This window comes from Candidatus Avelusimicrobium caledoniensis, from assembly GCF_902756455.1.
Taxonomy (GTDB): domain Bacteria; phylum Elusimicrobiota; class Elusimicrobia; order Elusimicrobiales; family Elusimicrobiaceae; genus Avelusimicrobium; species Avelusimicrobium caledoniense.
The window spans coordinates 23,285-39,181 of sequence record NZ_CACVRB010000002.1 but is presented as its reverse complement, the minus strand read 5'-3'; the positions used below and the strand labels follow the sequence as shown (position 1 = coordinate 39,181).

Genomic DNA, 15,897 nt, shown 5'->3' with positions numbered 1-15,897 from the left:
CCTTTACAGATGTTCGTCGGCAGATAAATCTACCCACACAAAGCGTACTACGGCAAACACAATCGGAGCCAAAAAAGCACCCACAGCCGCGCCGCCCACCAAACTAATTGTGCCCGGCCATAAAGACGAAGAAGTAAAACGCATCAGCAGTAAACTGTTCAGCACGCCTACCGCGCACGTCGTCAAAAATACCATTACAATTTGCGGTAAGATACTGGCAAAATCAATCCGTTCACGCAACGTATAAACGACTAAGGCCGCCGCCGTAAACGAAAAAGCATTATTGCCAAACAGTTTTGCCCCGAAGAAATCTAGGAAAAGCCCGCAGAAAAATGCTACCGGGTATCCGATTTCCAGCCGCGCTACCGTACAAAACGCCATGGCAAACACGAGCATAAAATTAACACTTAAACCAACGTACGAAAACAACGTGGCAAACCCCCAATGGCATACGGTTGCCAAAACAAACAGCGTGATTAGTTTACAGATCTTCCACATACGGGGCTGGCTCCTCTTGCTTAAAAATGACAAATAATTCTTTGACTGCGGCAGAACGCACGAGCGGATCTACTTCTACCGTCTGGGCGGTTTGGAAACTGCTATCCTCGCGCACGGCACGGACATGCCCGACCAAAATACCCGCCGGGAAAATACGACTCGTAGAAGAAGTAATTACTTTATCCCCTTTTTCCACCTGTGCTTGAAGCGGTATATATTTAATACGTACGGCGTGTGTACCGCCGCCAATTAAAAGCCCTTCTTCTTGACCTTTTTCCAAGGTTACCGCGGCCGAAAAATCTTCATCGCGCACCAACAATACTTTAGATGTATTTTCCGTCACTTCTACCACGACACCGGCCAACCCTTCTTGTCCTTGTTCTACGGAAAGCACCGCACTGCGTTCTTCAATACCGTCGGCGGCACCTTTATCAATAATTACCGTATTCCATTGGCTGGGCTCCCGGTAGGCAACGCGGGCCCACACCCCTTGCCACGGAGTCGTCGGCCGTAATCCTAAAATCTGGGATAAGCGTTCGTTCTCTTTAAACACCGTTTCGGCTTGGGCAGTTAAAAGATGGTTCATTTCAAGTTGTTGTTTAAGGCGGTGGTTTTCTTGGTGGGCATCTAACAATTCACGCACCGTTTGACGCACTCCTTGTGCATATTTCACCGAGCCGTGCGCCACACGTACTTGCGGAATAAATACGTACGAAAGCACCGTTTTGGCCGACGCAACAAAGCCCTCTAACGGTAAAATCATTAAAAGGAAAGACAATAACAAAAACGATACCGGAAATAAAAACCGGCGACGGCTACCTGTGTAAATTTTTCGGGCCGTTCTTCTGCGGGGCGATACCATAATCCTACAAATTCCTTATCTTAATTTATACAGGGGCTATAAACCCGAAAAGCGGACACGGCTTTTTTGCAAAAGCTGTGTCCGCCTTAAATCAACCACCGGCAAGTTAGAAAGATTTGCCGCGCGAACTAAAAAAGCGGGTGCCTTTTTCGTTCAGCTGTTCCAAAAACTTGCCTGTCCCCAGCGCCACACAACTGAGCGGATCTGCCGCCCGGTGCACCGGGATATCTGTTTCTTTGCGAATCAGCTCTGTAATACCGCGTAAAAGACTGCCGCCACCTGCTACCACGAGCCCTCTGTCCACCAAATCGGCGGCGAGTTCGGGCGGAGTTTCTTCCAGCGTGCTTTTAATAACATCTAAAATCAAGCGCACCGGCTCCATTAAAGCTTGGCGGATCTCCTCGGAAGTAACCGTTAACGTACGCGGCAAACCTTGGGTTTGGTCGCGCCCTTTTACTTCCATGGATTTTTCTTCTTTTAAGGGATACACAGACCCTAAATTGATTTTTACTTCCTCGGCAGTTGTTTCCCCGACGATCAAGTTATATTTTTTGCGGAAGTATTGAACGATACATTCGGTGAGTTCGTCCCCGGCCACATCAATAGATTTGGCTACTACCATGCCGCCTAACGAAATAACGGCTACTTCCGTAGTACCTCCGCCGATGTCCACAATCATACTGGCATGCGGCTCGGCAATGGGCAAATCGGCGCCCATAGCCGAGGCCATGGGCTCCTCAATCAAATATACTTCCCGCGCGCCGGCTTGGCGGGCGGCATCGTCTACGGCACGGCGTTCTACGCCGGTAATATCCGAAGGAATCCCGATCACAATGCGGGGGCGTAACAGACTGCTGCGGCTGTGTACTTTACGGATAAAGTAACGAATCATTTCTTGGGTTACTTCAAAATCCGCAATGACACCGTTTTTCATCGGGCGTACGGCTACGATGTTGGCAGGCGTACGGCCCAACATTTGCTTGGCCTTAGCGCCTACGGCTTTTACTTCGCCAGTTTCTCTTTCCACCGCGACTACGGACGGTTCGCGCAGTACAATGCCTTTATCCTTGACGTAAATCAAGCAGTTAGCTGTACCGAGGTCCATCCCTAAGTCCGAGGAAAAAAGCCCTCCAAGATAGTCTATTACCATCTGTCGCCTCTTAGTCTACGAGTTTTACAATCGCTACTTCAGCATTGTCCCCTTGGCGAAGACCTGCGCGGTAAATGCGGCAGAATCCGCCGGGGCGGTTGGCATAGCGGGCAGCCAATACTTCAAATAATTTTTTGCAAGCGGCTTCGTCTTTGAGTGTGTCTTTGGCAGCGCGCTCGTTGTTGGCTTTAGCTAAGGTAATCAAACCTTCCACCACACGACGTACTTCTTTGGCTTTTTGCAACGTCGTTTTTACTTCTTCGTGCAAGATAATGCTGGTGGCCATATTGGTCAGCATCGCTTTGCGGTGGGATGCGGTTTTACCTAATTTGCGGTATCCGGTATTTTTAATCATACTCAAACTACTCCTTAAATTTTCATACCCAAAGAAAGATTCATTTCGGCAAGTCTTTCTTTGATTTCGTCCATGGATTTCGCCCCGAAGTTTTTAATCATTTTCAGATCGTCTTCGGTCATTTTAACCAAGTCGCGCACCGTGTGGATGTTTTCGGACTTGAGGCAATTGATGGAGCGGGAAGACAACTCAATAAATTCAATAGATTGATTGAGCAGTTCGTCCTGTTTGCTGGTAACGACGTTCGCCGCCGCGGCCACCGTAGCGCCGGCCGCTTCCACGGCTTCATCGCTAGACGTGGCTACGCAACCTTCTTCGCCTTCAATCGTGAAAATATGGAGCGAACCGGACAACAACACCGCCGCCCGGTGTAACGCACGCGCCGGCTCCAAAGTGCCGTCGGTAGTGATTTCCAAAATCAAGCGGTCGTAGTCGGTTTTCTGACCTACGCGGGCCGGCTCAACGTCGTAGTGCACTTTGACAATCGGCGAGTATAACGCATCTACCGGAATAAACCCGGCCGGGCGTTGTACTTTGGCCAGTTCCTCTGCGGGAACATAGCCCTTGCCGCGGGTGATTTCAATTTCAATATCCAGCGCACCGCCTACCTCTAATGTAGCCAGTACGAGGTCTTTATTGATAATTTCCACCCCGTCAATTTCTTCAATATCGGCAGCGGTTACAACGCCGGGTTTGGAAGCGTGTAATTGTACATATTCGCGAACTTTGCCTTCCATTTTGACGCGCAAATGCTTAAAGTTAAGCAAAATGTTGATCACGTCTTCACGTACGTTGGGAATCGTGCTAAATTCATGCACGGCTCCGGCAATACGCACAGCGCTTACGGCCGCTCCTTCCATACCGGAAAGCAAAATCCGGCGCAAGGAGTTTCCTACCGTATGGCCGTAGCCGCTTTCGTACGGTTCGGCAATAAATTTGCCGTAGAAGTCAGACGCAGTTTTTTCTTCCAACTGAATTTTTTGCGGAAGAACCAATTCATTTAAAGCCATTAGTAAGCCTCCAAACTATTATTTAGAATAGTATTCTACAATGAGCTGCTCATTGACAGGGTAGGACATTTCCGCTCTGTCGGGCCATCTTAATAATTTACCGGTCATCTTTTCGCTGTCATATTCCAAAAAGCTCGGGCGTTGGTTGCGTTTTTCCGCTTCCGTAAGACCCTGTTTGACCATGACGTTTTCCGCCATAGATTTATCCAAGGCCACTTTATCGCCGATGCGTAATTGGTAAGACGGCACATTAACGGCTTTGCCGTTGACGGTAACATACCCGTGCAAGACAATTTGGCGCGCAGCTTTAAGCGATACGGCAAAGCCCAAGCGGCGGACAATGTTATCCAAGCGGGTTTCCAATTTCTTCAAAAAGTTTTCACCGGTTTGACCTTCGGCTTTAGCAGCCGCGTCAAACATATTGCGGAACGGAATTTCCGACATGCCCGATTGCAATTTGGCTTTTTGTTTTTCTTGCAAGCGGATACCGTATTCGGATACTTTGGCTTTGCGTACTTTGCCGCCGCGTTTGGTGGCAGCAGCCAATTTATCCATGACACAATTGGTGTAGCATTTCGTTCCTTTGAGGAACAATTTGCAATCTAATTTTCTGCATTTTTTGCAGCTGGGTCCTGTATATCTAGACATAAAAATTATACTCTCCTGGCTTTAGGCGGTCTGCATCCGTTATGCGGGATGGGGGTGATGTCTTTAATGGAAGACACGATAAGTCCGGCTTGTTGCACGGCACGAACGGCCGTTTCACGGCCTTGGCCGGGTCCGCAAACTTTTACGGCTACTTCACGCATACCTAAAGCGTAAGCTTTTTCAGCCGCTTTGTTGCTGGTGATTTGGGCCGCAAAAGGCGTAGATTTTTTGGTGCCTTTAAAGCCATGGGAACCGGCGGTGGACCAAGCAACGGTGTTGCCCTTGTCATCGGAAACGGTTACGATGGTGTTATTGAACGAACAATAAATATGCACGACCCCGAAAGCCGGAGCTTTGGAGTTTTTCTTTTTTGCTTTCGCCGCAGGCGCTTGGGCCGGGGCGGCGGTTGTTACTTTTTCTTCTGCCATAGTAAATTCCTTCTAAAAGTTATTTAGTTTTGGAACCCACGGTTTTTCTTCTGCCGCGGCGGGTTCTGCTGTTGGTTTTGGTGCGTTGGCCGCGTACGGGCAAGTTGCGGCGGTGACGCTGGCCCCGATAGGAGCCGATTTCAATCGCGCGGTGAATATTTTGCGCGACTTCACGGCGCAGTTCACCTTCCACTTTGTATTCTTTTTGCAAGATAGTGTTAAGCAAACCGGCTTGTTGTTCGGTCAAATCTTTCACGCGGGTAGCGGGATCAATTTGGCCTTCTACTTTAGCAAGCACTTCTTTGGCGTTCTTTTTGCCGATGCCGTAAATATATTCCAACGCGACATCAATTCTTTTGTTTTTCGGTAAATCAATACCTGCGACTCTAGCCATATTCTTCTAAAACTCCTCTGAATTAACCTTGGCGTTGTTTGTGTTTTGCTACTTCGCAAACCACACGAACTACGCCGTTGCGTTTAATGATTTTGCATTTCTGACATATCTTTTTTACACTGGCTCTGACTTTCATTTATTTCTCCCTATAAGTTATTCTGCCGCGTGTTAAATCGTACGGAGACAACTCCAGCTTAACACTATCGCCCGGAAGAATTCTTATATGATGAACTCTCATTTTGCCGGATATGTGCCCCAGAATTACTTTGCCGCCCGGGATTTCAATTTTGAACATCGCGTTGGGCAACGCTTCTAAGACCTTACCCTCAACTTCTATTTTGTCACTCATACAACTCCGAGTTCGGATAAATTATCAGAATAATCACCACGCCGCGCCCGTTATTTTCAGACGCGCCCGGGGTGTTACTCAAAAGCAGTGAGTATCTCACTGCCGTTAGCGGTAACGGCTACCGTGTGTTCAAAGTGGGCCGCATAACTGCCGTCCAATGTGACCACCGTCCAACCGTCATCTAGCTCCCTGACTTTATAGCTTCCCGCAGTCAACATGGGCTCAATCGCCAAGGTCATCCCTTCTTCTAATACCGGACCTGTACCCGGTTTGCCGAAGTTAGGGATACTCGGCTCTTCGTGCATATTGCGGCCGATTCCGTGCCCGCAATAGTCGCGTACAACACCCATGTTATGTTGCATGGCAAAAGTTTCCACCGCGTGCTGCGCGTCTCCAAGACGGCGGCCGGGTTTGATTTGCCCGATGGCTTTATATAACGATTTTTTCGTTACGTCCATCAGTTTTTGGGCTTCCTCAGAAACTTTTCCCACACCGAGGGTGATTGCGGCATCTGAACAGAAACCGTCAAGGCGGGCTCCTGTATCAATACTGATAATATCACCACTCTTTAATATTCTATCTTTTTTTGGGATTCCGTGCACGACTTCTTCATTGACAGACGCGCAAATACTGCCCGGAAACCCATAATACCCCAGAAAAAGCGGTGTCGCCCCGAAGGAGCGGATCGTTTTTTCCGCGGCTTTGTCCAACTCCCACGTAGAAATGCCGGGTTTGACTAGCTCGGTCATTTGTTTAAGCACCGCCGCGGTAACTTTACCGGCGGCGCGCATACGTTGGAGTTCTTCTTTATTTTTTACTTCTATCATTTTATTTCTCAAGGATTTTTTTAATATCCTCAAAAACTTTCTCCGGCGTTTGGTTGCCGTTAATTTCTACATACTTACCGCTGTTTTGGTAATGATTTTTTACCGGCAAGGTGCTTTGGCGGTATACTTCCAAGCGGTGTGTAGCGCGCTCGGGCGTATCGTCCGGGCGGGTATATAATTCGCCGCCGCACGACGGACAAACAGCCGGCGGATTATTTAAATCTACGCCTAAAATTGCCTTGCATTTTTTGCACTGTTTGCGCGAACAAATGCGTTTGACTACTTCTTCAGCGGGTAAGTCAATCATAATCACATGGGTAATGGCGCGTTGCAAGCGTTGCATCATAGCGTCTAATGCTTCGGCTTGCGCTACCGTGCGGGGGAAACCGTCAAAAATAATACCTTTGTCCGTAGCTTTGACGATTTTTTCCAACATCTGCACCATCAGTTCATCCGGCACTAAATTGCCTTTATTGACAATTTCGCCCAACTGCTTGCCCAACTCCGAGTCCGATGCCATTTCCGCACGGAGTACATCGCCCGTGGAAATATGGTGTAGCGGATACGCTTGTAACAACTTAGCCGATTGGGTACCTTTACCGGCGCCCGGACAACCCATTAAAATGATGTTCATAAAATACTCTTTTACTGCCAAAATTTTTCCTGCCAAACCGGAATAGTTTGTGGGTTTTTGAGGAGATTGCTAGGCGTCTAGCGGCGAAGCAACTTTCAAAAATTCCAAACTATCAACTCCGTATTTTTTGAGATTTTGTGGGAATTTCTAGGCGCTTAGGAACGAAGCGTATAAAAGAAATACGCGAGTTCCGTAGCAACACCGAAATTCCCCAAAATCACATAAAAATTACTGGCCGACGTTGAACCAGCGCCCTTTAATCCGTTTGGACCCTTTCAGTAGCGGTTCATAGTTACGCGCCAACAAGTGCGCTTGCACTTGGCTGACGGTATCTAAGGCAACACCTACTACGATGAGTAGCGCGGTACCGCCGAAGTAAAAGTCCACGTTAAAGTACGAGCGGAAAAAGTCCGGCAGAACAGCGATCAAACATACAAAGATGGCACCGCAGAACGTCAAGCGGTTCATGACCCATTCAATGTAATTTTTGGTCGGCTCTCCGGGACGGATTCCGGGAATAAAGCCGCCCCATTTCTTCATGTTATCCGCTAAATCGGACGGGTTAATCGTCATGGAGTTATAGAAATAACAGAAGAAGATGATCAGCGCAGAAAATAACAGCATGTACCACACACTGCTGTGGCTCATCATGTTGATCAGTTTTTGCGCCCATTCGGCTTCTTGGTTAAACGTAGCAATCGTAAGCGGGAGCGAAATTACGGACGACGCAAAGATCACCGCAATCACACCGCTTTGGTCAATTTTGAGCGGCAAATAGCTCGTTTGACCGCCATACGTTTTATTGCCCATTTGGCGTTTAGCGTATTGCACCGGAATTTGGCGTTGGGCCGTTTCCAACCACACCACCAAAGCCGTAATGCCCGCTACCGCTAAGGCAATAATCAAAAATACTACAAAGTCCATTTCGCCGGTTTCTACACGTTGGTAGAGCTCCCAGCATGCACTGGGCAAGCGGTCCACGATACCCGCGAAAATAATAAGCGAAATACCGTTTCCGACGCCTTTTTCGGTGATTTGTTCACCCAGCCACATCACAAACATCGTGCCTGCGGCTAAGGTAAGTACCGTCGTTATAAAAAACATAACAGACGGGTTTACCACCGCCGATACGTTGCCGGCCCCCGTTACGCGGGTAATGGCAAACGTCATCATAGAACCTTGTAAAACAGCTAAGAACAGTGCAAAAATACGGGTAATCTGGTTTTCTTTTCTTCTGCCGGATTCCCCTTCTTTATGCATACGGTCCAGCGCCGGGAAAATATGTGCCCCGCGCACTAAGCCCATGATGATGGAGGCGTTAATATACGGCATGATACCCAAGGCCAAAATGGAAAAACGCCCTAACGCTCCGCCCGAAAAGATATTCATAAAACCTAAAATACCGTTTTGGTGGGCATTGAACAACTGGCGTAATACTTCCGTATTGATACCGGGTATAGGGATTGCCGCAGCAACCCGGAAAACAGCCAACGCGCCGAGCACAAAAAGCAGACGCTTTCTGAGCTCGGGCGCATTTAAAATATTTGCAACTGTATTATTTGCCATTATTTGGTCTTCTGTTCAAGTACAGTTACGGTGCCGCCGGCTTTTTCAATAGCCGCTTTCGCGGTAGCGGAAAAACCATGCGCAGACACTTTCAAGGCCTTGGTGAGCGTGCCGTTAGCAAGCACTTTCACGCGGGTAACATCATGGATGATACCGGCTTTTTTCAAGGCCTCGGGGGTAACTTCCGTACCCGCCGCAAAAACTTTTTCCAACGAGCCAACGTTTACATAGTCGTAGCGTTTGGCAAAATCTTTATTGGAAAAACCGCTTTTAGGCGTGTGGCGAATAAGCGGCATTTGACCGCCTTCTTTGCTTTCTTTGCGGGTGTTACCGGAGCGGGAGGTTTGACCTTTCATCCCTTTGGTGCAGTAATTGCCCAAGCCGGAACCCGGCCCGATACCTAAGCGTCTTCTTTCTTTTCTGGACCCATGTTTAGGGAAAAGTGTATTTAAATTTACCATATTCATTCTCCTCCAAACTATTCGGCCTTAGCGGGCTCAGCTTTTACTTCTTCCGCTTTGGGGGCTTCTTCTGCCGGGGCGGCTTTACCGCGTAGCACGTTAACGGCTTCTTTGCTTTTAAGTTGTTTGAAAGCTTCTAACGTAGCATAAACGAGGTTGCACGGGTTGGTGCTGCCTAAACTTTTAGCAAGCACGTCTTTGATGCCGGCAGCTTCAAATAAGAGCCGCACACCGCTTCCCGCGATAACCCCGGTACCGGGGGCGGCGGGTTTCATCCACACAGACGCGGCACCAAATTTGCCAATCGTTTCGTGCGGAATCGTTTCGCCGACAATCGGGAACGTAATCATGTGCTTGCGCGCATGGGATTCAGCTTTGGAAATAGCCAACTGAACCTGATTTGCCTTGCCAATAGCAACGCCCACTTTGCCCATGCCGTTTCCGACAACGACGAGCGCGCGGAAGCCAAAGCGTTTACCGCCTTTGACTACCTTGGCCGTACGGGCAACGTGGATAACCGTGGTTTTACCTTCTACCGCCGGTCTTGCTTTTTGAAACTCGGCTCTTTTGCCTTTCGCTTCTTTTTTGTTTTCGCTTTTCGCGAGCGTTTCATTGGACATTAAATTCACCTGTTACTTAGAATTTCAATCCTGCTTCTCTGGCAGCGTCAGCTAACGCTTTGATTCTGCCGTGATAGACGCGTCCGCCGCGGTCAAACATCACTTCGCTAATGCCTTTGTCCAAGGCCTTTTTAGCAATCGCAGCACCGAGGGCTTTAGCCGCTTCAATGCTTTTGCCGGACGCTTCAAATTTGCCTTCAAATTCTTTAGACAACGTCGTAGCAGATACTAAGGTGCTATGGGTATTGTCGTCAATAATTTGGGCGTACATATATTTTAAGCTTCTATATACCGAAAGACGCGGGCGGTGCGCACCGTTTTTGAGCAGGTGGGCGCGGCTGCGATCTTTGCGGAATTGATATCTTGCTTGTTTAGTGGCCATAATTATTTACCTCCCGCCGCAGTTTTACCGGCTTTGCGGACGATGTGTTCGCCTTGGTATTTAATACCGCTGCCTTTGTAGGGCTCCGGAGGTCTGATTCTTCTGATTTTGGCGGCAAAGTCACCGACTTTAAACTTGTCGCTTCCTTTAACCGTTACCGCACCGGATTTCGGATCCACCACGACGGTTAAACCTTCGGGGATATCCAAATTGACCGGGTGGGAAAACCCAAGTTCCAAATTGAGTTTTTTGCCCGCTACGCTCGCGCGGTAACCTAAACCGTTAATTTCCAATACCTTGGAAAAACCGTTGGTTACGCCTTCAATGATGTTTGCCACATTGGCGCGGGTCGTGCCGTGCAAGGCATTGAGTTCTTTGACCCGGTTTTCCGGGATAGAGAACGACAAGTTGCCGTCTTTAAGTTCCGGGGTGATTCCGGCCGGAACCGTGTAAGACAAGCTGCCTAACGCACCGGTAGCGGTGATGATGTTTTCTTTAATTTCCACTTTGGTTTTAGCGGGAACATTGATTACTTTTTTACCGATTCTGCTCATATTCCCCCCTTACCAAACTTGGCACAATAATTCGCCGCCGATTTTTTCGGCCTTGGCTTGTGCATCGGTCATAATACCTTTAGAGGTGGACAAAATCGTCACACCGAAAGCACCGCGGACTTTGGGGATGTTGTTATACGCACTGTACACGCGCGAACCCGGTTTGGACAGACGTTTCAAACCTTGGATTACACATTCGTTTTCGGGCGTATATTTCAAAAATACCCGTACCACGCCGCCTTTGGTTTCATTATGAACGGCTTTGAAATTGGCGATGTATCCTTCTTCTTTGAGTACGCGCGCAATTTCGGTTTTGATTTTAGAAAAAGGGATGTCCACTTTTTCTTTTTTCTTCATATTGGCATTTCTTATTCTGGTTAAGAAATCTGCAATTGGATCCATATACTTAAGTTTTCGTCCCAAGCCACTTTCTTTTTCAAGAGTTGGCCCGAAAGCGAAACTTCCTCCTGTAAATTACCAGCTTGATTTTCTAAGACCCGGGATTAAACCCTGGTGTGCCATCTTTCGCAGGCAGATACGGCAAAGGCCGAAGTCGCGGTAGTATCCGCGCGCACGTCCGCAGATTTGGCAGCGGTTGTGATAGCGCACAGCGAACTTTTGGTCTTTCGCCATTTTTGCAACCCATGCTTTAGTAGCCATAAAGTTTTTTGCTCCTCTTATTTGGTCGCCTTGCGGAACGGTAAACCCATGTAATCCATGAGCATGCGTCCGGTTTGGTCGTTTTGGGCAGTGGTAACGAACGTAATGTTCATACCGTGAGCTTTGGGCGATTTTTCCACGTCAATTTCCGGGAAAATATAATGTTCTTTAATACCCAAGTTCAAATTGCCTTTGCCATCAAAGCTGGCATTGAAGCCCTGAAAGTCGCGGATGCGCGGGCAAGCAATGCAGATGAAGCGTTCCATGAACTCATACATCTTAGCACCGCGTAAAGTTACACGCACGCCAATAGGCATCCCTTCTCTAAGTTTGAAGTTAGAGATAGATTTTTTGGCGCGGCGCACTTGCGCAGCTTGACCGGCGATGGCGGTTAAATCATCTTTAGCCGTTTCCAACGCTTTGATGTCTTCGCGGGCATCTTTTACACCGATGTTGATGACGATTTTGGTCATTCTCGGTACAGCCATCGGGCTTTTGACGTTCATGTCTTTAAGCAAAGCCGGAAGCACTTTTTCTTTGTAGAGGGCTTGCAACCGGGGCGTATAGCCCTCGGGCGCCTTCGTTACGTTTTTGGTTTCTTTTTTCGTCATGTTACTTACCTAGCTTAAATGATCGGCTCGTTGCATTTGCGGCAGACGCGCGTTTTGGTGCCGTCGGCAGCGATTTGCACTTTGGGCGTCATTGCTTTTTTGCATTTGGCACAGACGACCGCTACGTTGGACGCGTCCAACGCGGCTTCCATCTTAATAATGCCGCCCTGCTTATTTTGGGAAGGTTTCACGTGTTTGGAAATCATGTTAATACCCGTTACAACAACGGTGTTTTTGCTCGGGTTTACAGATTTCACTTCGCCCTTCTTGCCTTTGTCTTTACCAGCCAAGACTAAAACGGTATCTTTTTTCTTAATAATCATACTATACCACCTCAGGAGCGAGCGAAATGATTTTTAAGAAATTCTTTTCGCGCAACTCTCTGGCAATCGGACCGAATACACGGGTGCCTTTGGGTTCGCCATTATCGTTGATGATGCAAACGGCGTTGTCATCAAAACGAATGTACGAACCGTCTTTTCTTCTCTTTTCACGGGCTACGCGTACTACAACTGCGCGGACCACGTCGCCTTTTTTAATGGCAGAGGTAGGGATCGCATCTCTGACGGAGCACATAATAACGTCTCCCAAAGTTGCGATATCCCGGTGGTGGCCGCCGCGCACTTTAAAGCATTGCACTTTACGCGCGCCGGAATTGTCGGCCACATTGACTATGCTTCTTAATTGAATCATACTTTATCTAACTCCAGTTTTTACAAACTAAGCTCTGGCTTTTTCCACAATCTTGGAAACACGCCATTTCGTCGTTTTAGAAACGGGACGGGTGCTCATAATTTCCACTTTGTCGCCGATTTTGCTTTCGTTCGCTTCGTCGTGCGCGTGGAATTTGGCTGCTCTTTTGAGCGTTTTGCCGTAGCGGTCGTCATGCACCAACCGTTCAACGGATACGGTGCGGGTTTTGTCCATCTTGTCGGACACGACAACGCCGGTCAGCACTTTTCTTTTGCCACGAATTTCTTTTTCCATGGTTTAGCCTCTATTTTTGCTCTTTCTTTTGGTTAATCAGCGTTTGCAACAGAGCAATTTCGCGTCTTACAGCGCGGATCTCCATCGGGTTAGCAATGGGTGTCGTGCTGTGTTTGAAAAGAAGGTTGAATTTCTTTTCTTGGGCTTTGCTAAGCGCCTGGCTCAGTTCGGCCACGGTTTTATTTTTCAAAGCTTCTTTCTCGTTCGTCTTCATAAAACTACCTTCTCGTTACCAGTTTTGTTTTGATGGGCAGTTTGTCAGAAGCCAAGCGCATGGCACGCTTTGTATCTTCTTCAGAAGCCCCTTCCAATTCAAACAAGATCCGGCCCGGTTTGACTACGGCAGCCCAGTATTCCGGGGCACCTTTACCTTTACCCATACGGGTTTCGGCCGGGTGTTTGGTGATGGCTTTATCCGGGAAAATGCGAATCCACAATTTACCTTTCTTTTTGATAAAGCGGGACAGGGTTACACGGGCCGCTTCAATTTGGCGGGCGGTAATCCATTTGGGTTCTAAGGCTTTTAAGCCATATTCGCCGAAGACCACTTCCGTTCCGCGTTTGGCATTGCCTTTAATACGCGGCGCGCTGAAGGGTTTGCGGTATTTAACTCTTTTAGGCATCAACATAAGTCAGATTCCTCTTATTTCGCTTCCACTGCCGGGATCGTTTCTTCAACGATGCCTTCCGTGGCGGCGGTTTCCATGTCGCGGTGTTTCTTGAGTTCGTTCATAATCTCTTTGGGAGATTTGGCGAAGTGAGTTCTCTTGAAAATCCAGACTTTGATACCGATTTTACCGCTGACCGTGTTGGCCTCGGTAAAGCCGTAATCAATATCGGCGCACAACGTATGGAGCGGCACGCGGCCTTCGCGTTTCCACTCCGTGCGGGCAATTTCCGCACCGCCTAAACGACCCGATACCATAATTTTGATACCGAGCGCTTTGCCGGACAACGCTTTTTCAATCGCTTTCTTAATAGCGGCACCGTAGTGGGCACGTTTTTCAAGTTGCATAGCGATATTTTGGGCGACCAGTTGGGCATCGGTTTCCGGGTTTTTGATTTCTACGACGTTTACGAAAGTTTTGCTGCCGGTATAGGCCTCTAATTCTTTGCGTAACGCTTCAATATCTGCACCTTTTTTACCGATTACCACGCCGGGGCGGGCCGTGTGGATGTTTACGCGCAAGAACGCGCCGGCTCTTTCAATGCCCACGTAGCTGATAGCGGCCATGGTGAATTTGTTGTCAATGATTTTGCGGATTTCAAAATCTTCTTTGATCAAGGCCGGCATATTCTTGGGGGCGAACCATCTGGAACGCCAATCTTGAATATAACCTAAGCGGATTGACCGGGGGTGAATCTTATGTCCCATAAATTAGCGACCTCCCTTTTTTTCGTCGGTTACAATAACCGTCAAGTGGCACATGCTCTTTTTATAAGGCATGGCGCGGCCTTGCGGGCCGGGCTGCACTCTTTTCAAGTGGCCGCTGGGGCCTAAGTTGGCAAAGGCTTCTTTGATGAAGACTTTGCTAAAGTCCAGCTTTTTGCCGGCTTTAACTTCTAAGTTAGCAGCTGCGCTGTGAAGCGTCTTGGCCACTAAATCAGCGGTGCGTTTGGCCACGAAAGGAAGTACATCTTCCGCCGCCTTTACGTTTTTACCGCGGATTTGGTCAAGCACTAAGTTCACCTTGCGGCTACCAAAGCGTTGAAATTTTGCTTTTGCACAAGCTTCCATATCAAATCCTCAACTCTTATTTTAAGGCGGTGGAATCTTTCGTCATACCACCGTGACCTTTGAACAAACGCGTGAACGAAAATTCACCGAGTTTGTATCCTACCATACGTTCGGAAACGTAAATGGGAAGAAACTTGCGGCCATTATGTACCAAAAATGTATGACCTACAAATTCCGGTACAATCGTGCAGGCTCTTGCCCACGTCTTGATAGGTTTCTTTTCATTGGAAGCGTTCATTGCTTGAACTTTTTCCAACAGGTTTAAATCCACAAACGGACCTTTTTTAGTTGATCTTCCCATAATTATTTAACCTTGTTTTTTCTTCTGTCGCTGACAATCATCCAGCCAAAAGCTTTCTTGGTGGAGCGTGTCTTCAAACCGCGGGTTTGTTGATTCCACGGAGAGCGCGGAATGTTTCCGCCTTTACCGTGACCGCGGCCACCACCCATCGGGTGATCTACCGCGTTCATCGCGCTACCGCGTACGGTAGGACGTTCGCCGCGATGACGGTTGCGACCCGCGTTGCCGATGACGATGTTACCGTGGTCAATGTTACCTACTTGACCGATAGTCGCACAGCAATCGCTGGGCACTAAGCGGATTTCGCCGGACGGCATTTTGATATGGGCGTAGTCCGATTCTTTGGCCATAAGTTGCGCTTGGCTGCCGGCACTGCGCGCAAGTTGCGCACCTTTGCCGACTTTAAGTTCAATCGCGTGGATAAAAGTACCTTCAGGAATATTTTTAAGTGCAAGGCAGTTACCCACTTTAATATCTGCGGCCGGGCCGGACATCAATACATCGCCCACCTGTACACCGAGCGGATGCAAAATATATCTCTTGTCGCCGTCGGCATAGTTTAACAAGCAAATACGCGCACTGCGGTTCGGATCGTATTCAATAGATACGACTTTGGCCGGCACGCCGTATTTTTCGCGCTTGAAATCAATTTGTCTGTAAGCACGTCTGTGGCCACCACCGATGTGGCGAACCATGATCATACCGGTATTGTTTCTTCCACCGGTTTTGCGAAGACCTTTTGTCAAACGCTTCTCGGGCGTGGTCTTGGTAATATCGGAATAGTCCGACACCGTGATCGTGCGGCGGGAAGGAGTGTAAGGTCTAAATGATTTAATAGGCATAGTTAGTAGTTTCTCCTTAT

Annotated in this window: 29 protein-coding genes; all 29 read right to left on the bottom strand. The window is 48.3% G+C overall.

What is annotated here, in order from left to right:
• Window positions 1-3 precede the first annotated feature (3 nt).
• The 29 genes from ACQY2W_RS00855 to rplB all read right to left on the bottom strand — a co-directional run bounded on the left by ACQY2W_RS00855 (window position 4) and on the right by rplB (window position 15,877).
• Window positions 4-498: a hypothetical protein gene (locus ACQY2W_RS00855; RefSeq protein WP_428048686.1), complete on the bottom strand. Its 495-nt coding sequence runs from the start codon at window positions 496-498 to the stop codon at window positions 4-6.
• Entirely contained in the window at window positions 482-1,261 is a 780-nt protein-coding gene (gene mreC / locus ACQY2W_RS00850) for a rod shape-determining protein MreC (RefSeq protein ID WP_428048685.1), read from the bottom strand. Before mreC ends, ACQY2W_RS00855 begins: the two co-directional genes overlap by 17 nt.
• Before the next feature lie 205 nt (window positions 1,262-1,466).
• Window positions 1,467-2,510, bottom strand: coding sequence for a rod shape-determining protein (locus ACQY2W_RS00845; protein WP_428048684.1), 1,044 nt, complete (start codon window positions 2,508-2,510; stop codon window positions 1,467-1,469).
• Window positions 2,511-2,520: 10 nt separating this feature from the next.
• Window positions 2,521-2,865: a 50S ribosomal protein L17 gene (gene rplQ, locus ACQY2W_RS00840; protein ID WP_428048683.1), complete on the bottom strand. Its 345-nt coding sequence runs from the start codon at window positions 2,863-2,865 to the stop codon at window positions 2,521-2,523.
• Between the two features lie 14 nt (window positions 2,866-2,879).
• Entirely contained in the window at window positions 2,880-3,875 is a 996-nt protein-coding gene (locus tag ACQY2W_RS00835) for a DNA-directed RNA polymerase subunit alpha (RefSeq protein WP_428048682.1), read from the bottom strand.
• 18 nt (window positions 3,876-3,893) lie between these two features.
• Window positions 3,894-4,523, bottom strand: coding sequence for a 30S ribosomal protein S4 (gene rpsD, locus ACQY2W_RS00830; RefSeq protein WP_428048681.1), 630 nt, complete (start codon window positions 4,521-4,523; stop codon window positions 3,894-3,896).
• 5 nt (window positions 4,524-4,528) lie between these two features.
• Window positions 4,529-4,951, bottom strand: a complete 423-nt coding sequence (rpsK, locus tag ACQY2W_RS00825) for a 30S ribosomal protein S11 (RefSeq protein ID WP_428048680.1) — start codon at window positions 4,949-4,951, stop codon at window positions 4,529-4,531.
• A 19-nt stretch (window positions 4,952-4,970) separates the two neighbouring features.
• Window positions 4,971-5,345, bottom strand: coding sequence for a 30S ribosomal protein S13 (gene rpsM / locus ACQY2W_RS00820; RefSeq protein ID WP_428048679.1), 375 nt, complete (start codon window positions 5,343-5,345; stop codon window positions 4,971-4,973).
• A 22-nt stretch (window positions 5,346-5,367) separates the two neighbouring features.
• Entirely contained in the window at window positions 5,368-5,481 is a 114-nt protein-coding gene (rpmJ, locus tag ACQY2W_RS00815) for a 50S ribosomal protein L36 (RefSeq protein WP_177746066.1), read from the bottom strand.
• Window positions 5,482-5,694, bottom strand: a complete 213-nt coding sequence (gene infA, locus ACQY2W_RS00810; RefSeq protein ID WP_428048678.1) for a translation initiation factor IF-1 — start codon at window positions 5,692-5,694, stop codon at window positions 5,482-5,484. It abuts the gene before it with no gap.
• A 74-nt stretch (window positions 5,695-5,768) separates the two neighbouring features.
• On the bottom strand, window positions 5,769-6,521 hold the full coding sequence (gene map / locus ACQY2W_RS00805; protein WP_428048677.1) for a type I methionyl aminopeptidase: 753 nt from the start codon (window positions 6,519-6,521) through the stop codon (window positions 5,769-5,771).
• Between the two features lies 1 nt (window position 6,522).
• Window positions 6,523-7,155 carry an adenylate kinase gene (locus tag ACQY2W_RS00800; RefSeq protein WP_428048676.1) on the bottom strand — a complete coding sequence of 211 codons (633 nt, stop codon included), beginning with the start codon at window positions 7,153-7,155 and terminating at the stop codon, window positions 6,523-6,525.
• A gap of 228 nt (window positions 7,156-7,383) precedes the next feature.
• Complete coding sequence (gene secY, locus ACQY2W_RS00795; protein ID WP_428048675.1) at window positions 7,384-8,721, bottom strand: preprotein translocase subunit SecY; 1,338 nt, start codon at window positions 8,719-8,721, stop codon at window positions 7,384-7,386.
• Entirely contained in the window at window positions 8,721-9,182 is a 462-nt protein-coding gene (rplO, locus tag ACQY2W_RS00790) for a 50S ribosomal protein L15 (protein ID WP_428048674.1), read from the bottom strand. Before rplO ends, secY begins: the two co-directional genes overlap by 1 nt.
• Before the next feature lie 17 nt (window positions 9,183-9,199).
• On the bottom strand, window positions 9,200-9,802 hold the full coding sequence (rpsE, locus tag ACQY2W_RS00785) for a 30S ribosomal protein S5 (protein WP_428048673.1): 603 nt from the start codon (window positions 9,800-9,802) through the stop codon (window positions 9,200-9,202).
• A 16-nt stretch (window positions 9,803-9,818) separates the two neighbouring features.
• A complete protein-coding gene (rplR, locus tag ACQY2W_RS00780) occupies window positions 9,819-10,184 on the bottom strand; it encodes a 50S ribosomal protein L18 (RefSeq protein WP_428048672.1) in 366 nt (121 codons plus the stop codon).
• A 2-nt stretch (window positions 10,185-10,186) separates the two neighbouring features.
• Window positions 10,187-10,738 (bottom strand): 50S ribosomal protein L6, encoded by a 552-nt coding sequence (rplF, locus tag ACQY2W_RS00775; RefSeq protein ID WP_428048671.1) that lies wholly within the window; start codon window positions 10,736-10,738, stop codon window positions 10,187-10,189.
• 9 nt (window positions 10,739-10,747) lie between these two features.
• Window positions 10,748-11,140 carry a 30S ribosomal protein S8 gene (gene rpsH / locus ACQY2W_RS00770; RefSeq protein ID WP_428048670.1) on the bottom strand — a complete coding sequence of 131 codons (393 nt, stop codon included), beginning with the start codon at window positions 11,138-11,140 and terminating at the stop codon, window positions 10,748-10,750.
• Window positions 11,141-11,212: 72 nt separating this feature from the next.
• Window positions 11,213-11,398: a type Z 30S ribosomal protein S14 gene (locus tag ACQY2W_RS00765; protein WP_087289315.1), complete on the bottom strand. Its 186-nt coding sequence runs from the start codon at window positions 11,396-11,398 to the stop codon at window positions 11,213-11,215.
• A gap of 17 nt (window positions 11,399-11,415) precedes the next feature.
• Window positions 11,416-12,009: a 50S ribosomal protein L5 gene (gene rplE / locus ACQY2W_RS00760; RefSeq protein ID WP_428048669.1), complete on the bottom strand. Its 594-nt coding sequence runs from the start codon at window positions 12,007-12,009 to the stop codon at window positions 11,416-11,418.
• 14 nt (window positions 12,010-12,023) lie between these two features.
• The gene (gene rplX / locus ACQY2W_RS00755; protein WP_428048668.1) at window positions 12,024-12,332 is read right to left on the bottom strand and encodes a 50S ribosomal protein L24; all 309 of its coding nucleotides are present in this window, start codon (window positions 12,330-12,332) and stop codon (window positions 12,024-12,026) included.
• 1 nt (window position 12,333) lies between these two features.
• Complete coding sequence (gene rplN / locus ACQY2W_RS00750) at window positions 12,334-12,702, bottom strand: 50S ribosomal protein L14 (protein ID WP_428048667.1); 369 nt, start codon at window positions 12,700-12,702, stop codon at window positions 12,334-12,336.
• Window positions 12,703-12,729: 27 nt separating this feature from the next.
• On the bottom strand, window positions 12,730-12,996 hold the full coding sequence (gene rpsQ / locus ACQY2W_RS00745; RefSeq protein ID WP_428048666.1) for a 30S ribosomal protein S17: 267 nt from the start codon (window positions 12,994-12,996) through the stop codon (window positions 12,730-12,732).
• Window positions 12,997-13,006: 10 nt separating this feature from the next.
• A complete protein-coding gene (gene rpmC / locus ACQY2W_RS00740; protein ID WP_428048665.1) occupies window positions 13,007-13,210 on the bottom strand; it encodes a 50S ribosomal protein L29 in 204 nt (67 codons plus the stop codon).
• Window positions 13,211-13,214: 4 nt separating this feature from the next.
• Complete coding sequence (gene rplP, locus ACQY2W_RS00735) at window positions 13,215-13,625, bottom strand: 50S ribosomal protein L16 (RefSeq protein ID WP_428048664.1); 411 nt, start codon at window positions 13,623-13,625, stop codon at window positions 13,215-13,217.
• Window positions 13,626-13,639: 14 nt separating this feature from the next.
• Window positions 13,640-14,371, bottom strand: coding sequence for a 30S ribosomal protein S3 (gene rpsC, locus ACQY2W_RS00730; protein ID WP_428048663.1), 732 nt, complete (start codon window positions 14,369-14,371; stop codon window positions 13,640-13,642).
• A 3-nt stretch (window positions 14,372-14,374) separates the two neighbouring features.
• Window positions 14,375-14,734 carry a 50S ribosomal protein L22 gene (rplV, locus tag ACQY2W_RS00725; RefSeq protein ID WP_428048662.1) on the bottom strand — a complete coding sequence of 120 codons (360 nt, stop codon included), beginning with the start codon at window positions 14,732-14,734 and terminating at the stop codon, window positions 14,375-14,377.
• A 16-nt stretch (window positions 14,735-14,750) separates the two neighbouring features.
• On the bottom strand, window positions 14,751-15,035 hold the full coding sequence (gene rpsS, locus ACQY2W_RS00720) for a 30S ribosomal protein S19 (protein WP_177746033.1): 285 nt from the start codon (window positions 15,033-15,035) through the stop codon (window positions 14,751-14,753).
• Between the two features lie 2 nt (window positions 15,036-15,037).
• Complete coding sequence (rplB, locus tag ACQY2W_RS00715) at window positions 15,038-15,877, bottom strand: 50S ribosomal protein L2 (RefSeq protein ID WP_428048661.1); 840 nt, start codon at window positions 15,875-15,877, stop codon at window positions 15,038-15,040.
• Window positions 15,878-15,897 lie beyond the last annotated feature (20 nt).

What these genes read in the sequence shown, in the direction of transcription:
- rpsK (WP_428048680.1), bottom strand. Translation starts at nt 4,951, where the DNA reads ATGGCAGAAGAAAAAGTAACAACCGCCGCCCCGGCCCAAGCGCCTGCG.
- rplQ (WP_428048683.1), bottom strand. Translation starts at nt 2,865, where the DNA reads ATGATTAAAAATACCGGATACCGCAAATTAGGTAAAACCGCATCCCAC.
- rplR (WP_428048672.1), bottom strand. Translation starts at nt 10,184, where the DNA reads ATGGCCACTAAACAAGCAAGATATCAATTCCGCAAAGATCGCAGCCGC.
- ACQY2W_RS00800 (WP_428048676.1), bottom strand. Translation starts at nt 7,155, where the DNA reads ATGAACATCATTTTAATGGGTTGTCCGGGCGCCGGTAAAGGTACCCAA.
- rplX (WP_428048668.1), bottom strand. Translation starts at nt 12,332, where the DNA reads ATGATTATTAAGAAAAAAGATACCGTTTTAGTCTTGGCTGGTAAAGAC.
- rpsE (WP_428048673.1), bottom strand. Translation starts at nt 9,802, where the DNA reads ATGTCCAATGAAACGCTCGCGAAAAGCGAAAACAAAAAAGAAGCGAAA.
- rpsD (WP_428048681.1), bottom strand. Translation starts at nt 4,523, where the DNA reads ATGTCTAGATATACAGGACCCAGCTGCAAAAAATGCAGAAAATTAGAT.
- rpsH (WP_428048670.1), bottom strand. Translation starts at nt 11,140, where the DNA reads ATGGATCCAATTGCAGATTTCTTAACCAGAATAAGAAATGCCAATATG.
- ACQY2W_RS00765 (WP_087289315.1), bottom strand. Translation starts at nt 11,398, where the DNA reads ATGGCTACTAAAGCATGGGTTGCAAAAATGGCGAAAGACCAAAAGTTC.
- ACQY2W_RS00845 (WP_428048684.1), bottom strand. Translation starts at nt 2,510, where the DNA reads ATGGTAATAGACTATCTTGGAGGGCTTTTTTCCTCGGACTTAGGGATG.
- rplV (WP_428048662.1), bottom strand. Translation starts at nt 14,734, where the DNA reads ATGGAAGCTTGTGCAAAAGCAAAATTTCAACGCTTTGGTAGCCGCAAG.
- rplF (WP_428048671.1), bottom strand. Translation starts at nt 10,738, where the DNA reads ATGAGCAGAATCGGTAAAAAAGTAATCAATGTTCCCGCTAAAACCAAA.
- map (WP_428048677.1), bottom strand. Translation starts at nt 6,521, where the DNA reads ATGATAGAAGTAAAAAATAAAGAAGAACTCCAACGTATGCGCGCCGCC.
- mreC (WP_428048685.1), bottom strand. Translation starts at nt 1,261, where the DNA reads ATGATTTTACCGTTAGAGGGCTTTGTTGCGTCGGCCAAAACGGTGCTT.
- ACQY2W_RS00855 (WP_428048686.1), bottom strand. Translation starts at nt 498, where the DNA reads ATGTGGAAGATCTGTAAACTAATCACGCTGTTTGTTTTGGCAACCGTA.
- rpsC (WP_428048663.1), bottom strand. Translation starts at nt 14,371, where the DNA reads ATGGGACATAAGATTCACCCCCGGTCAATCCGCTTAGGTTATATTCAA.
- rpmJ (WP_177746066.1), bottom strand. Translation starts at nt 5,481, where the DNA reads ATGAAAGTCAGAGCCAGTGTAAAAAAGATATGTCAGAAATGCAAAATC.
- rplO (WP_428048674.1), bottom strand. Translation starts at nt 9,182, where the DNA reads ATGGTAAATTTAAATACACTTTTCCCTAAACATGGGTCCAGAAAAGAA.
- rplP (WP_428048664.1), bottom strand. Translation starts at nt 13,625, where the DNA reads ATGTTGATGCCTAAAAGAGTTAAATACCGCAAACCCTTCAGCGCGCCG.
- rpsM (WP_428048679.1), bottom strand. Translation starts at nt 5,345, where the DNA reads ATGGCTAGAGTCGCAGGTATTGATTTACCGAAAAACAAAAGAATTGAT.
- rpmC (WP_428048665.1), bottom strand. Translation starts at nt 13,210, where the DNA reads ATGAAGACGAACGAGAAAGAAGCTTTGAAAAATAAAACCGTGGCCGAA.
- rplE (WP_428048669.1), bottom strand. Translation starts at nt 12,009, where the DNA reads ATGACGAAAAAAGAAACCAAAAACGTAACGAAGGCGCCCGAGGGCTAT.
- rplN (WP_428048667.1), bottom strand. Translation starts at nt 12,702, where the DNA reads ATGATTCAATTAAGAAGCATAGTCAATGTGGCCGACAATTCCGGCGCG.
- ACQY2W_RS00835 (WP_428048682.1), bottom strand. Translation starts at nt 3,875, where the DNA reads ATGGCTTTAAATGAATTGGTTCTTCCGCAAAAAATTCAGTTGGAAGAA.
- rpsQ (WP_428048666.1), bottom strand. Translation starts at nt 12,996, where the DNA reads ATGGAAAAAGAAATTCGTGGCAAAAGAAAAGTGCTGACCGGCGTTGTC.
- rplB (WP_428048661.1), bottom strand. Translation starts at nt 15,877, where the DNA reads ATGCCTATTAAATCATTTAGACCTTACACTCCTTCCCGCCGCACGATC.
- rpsS (WP_177746033.1), bottom strand. Translation starts at nt 15,035, where the DNA reads ATGGGAAGATCAACTAAAAAAGGTCCGTTTGTGGATTTAAACCTGTTG.
- infA (WP_428048678.1), bottom strand. Translation starts at nt 5,694, where the DNA reads ATGAGTGACAAAATAGAAGTTGAGGGTAAGGTCTTAGAAGCGTTGCCC.
- secY (WP_428048675.1), bottom strand. Translation starts at nt 8,721, where the DNA reads ATGGCAAATAATACAGTTGCAAATATTTTAAATGCGCCCGAGCTCAGA.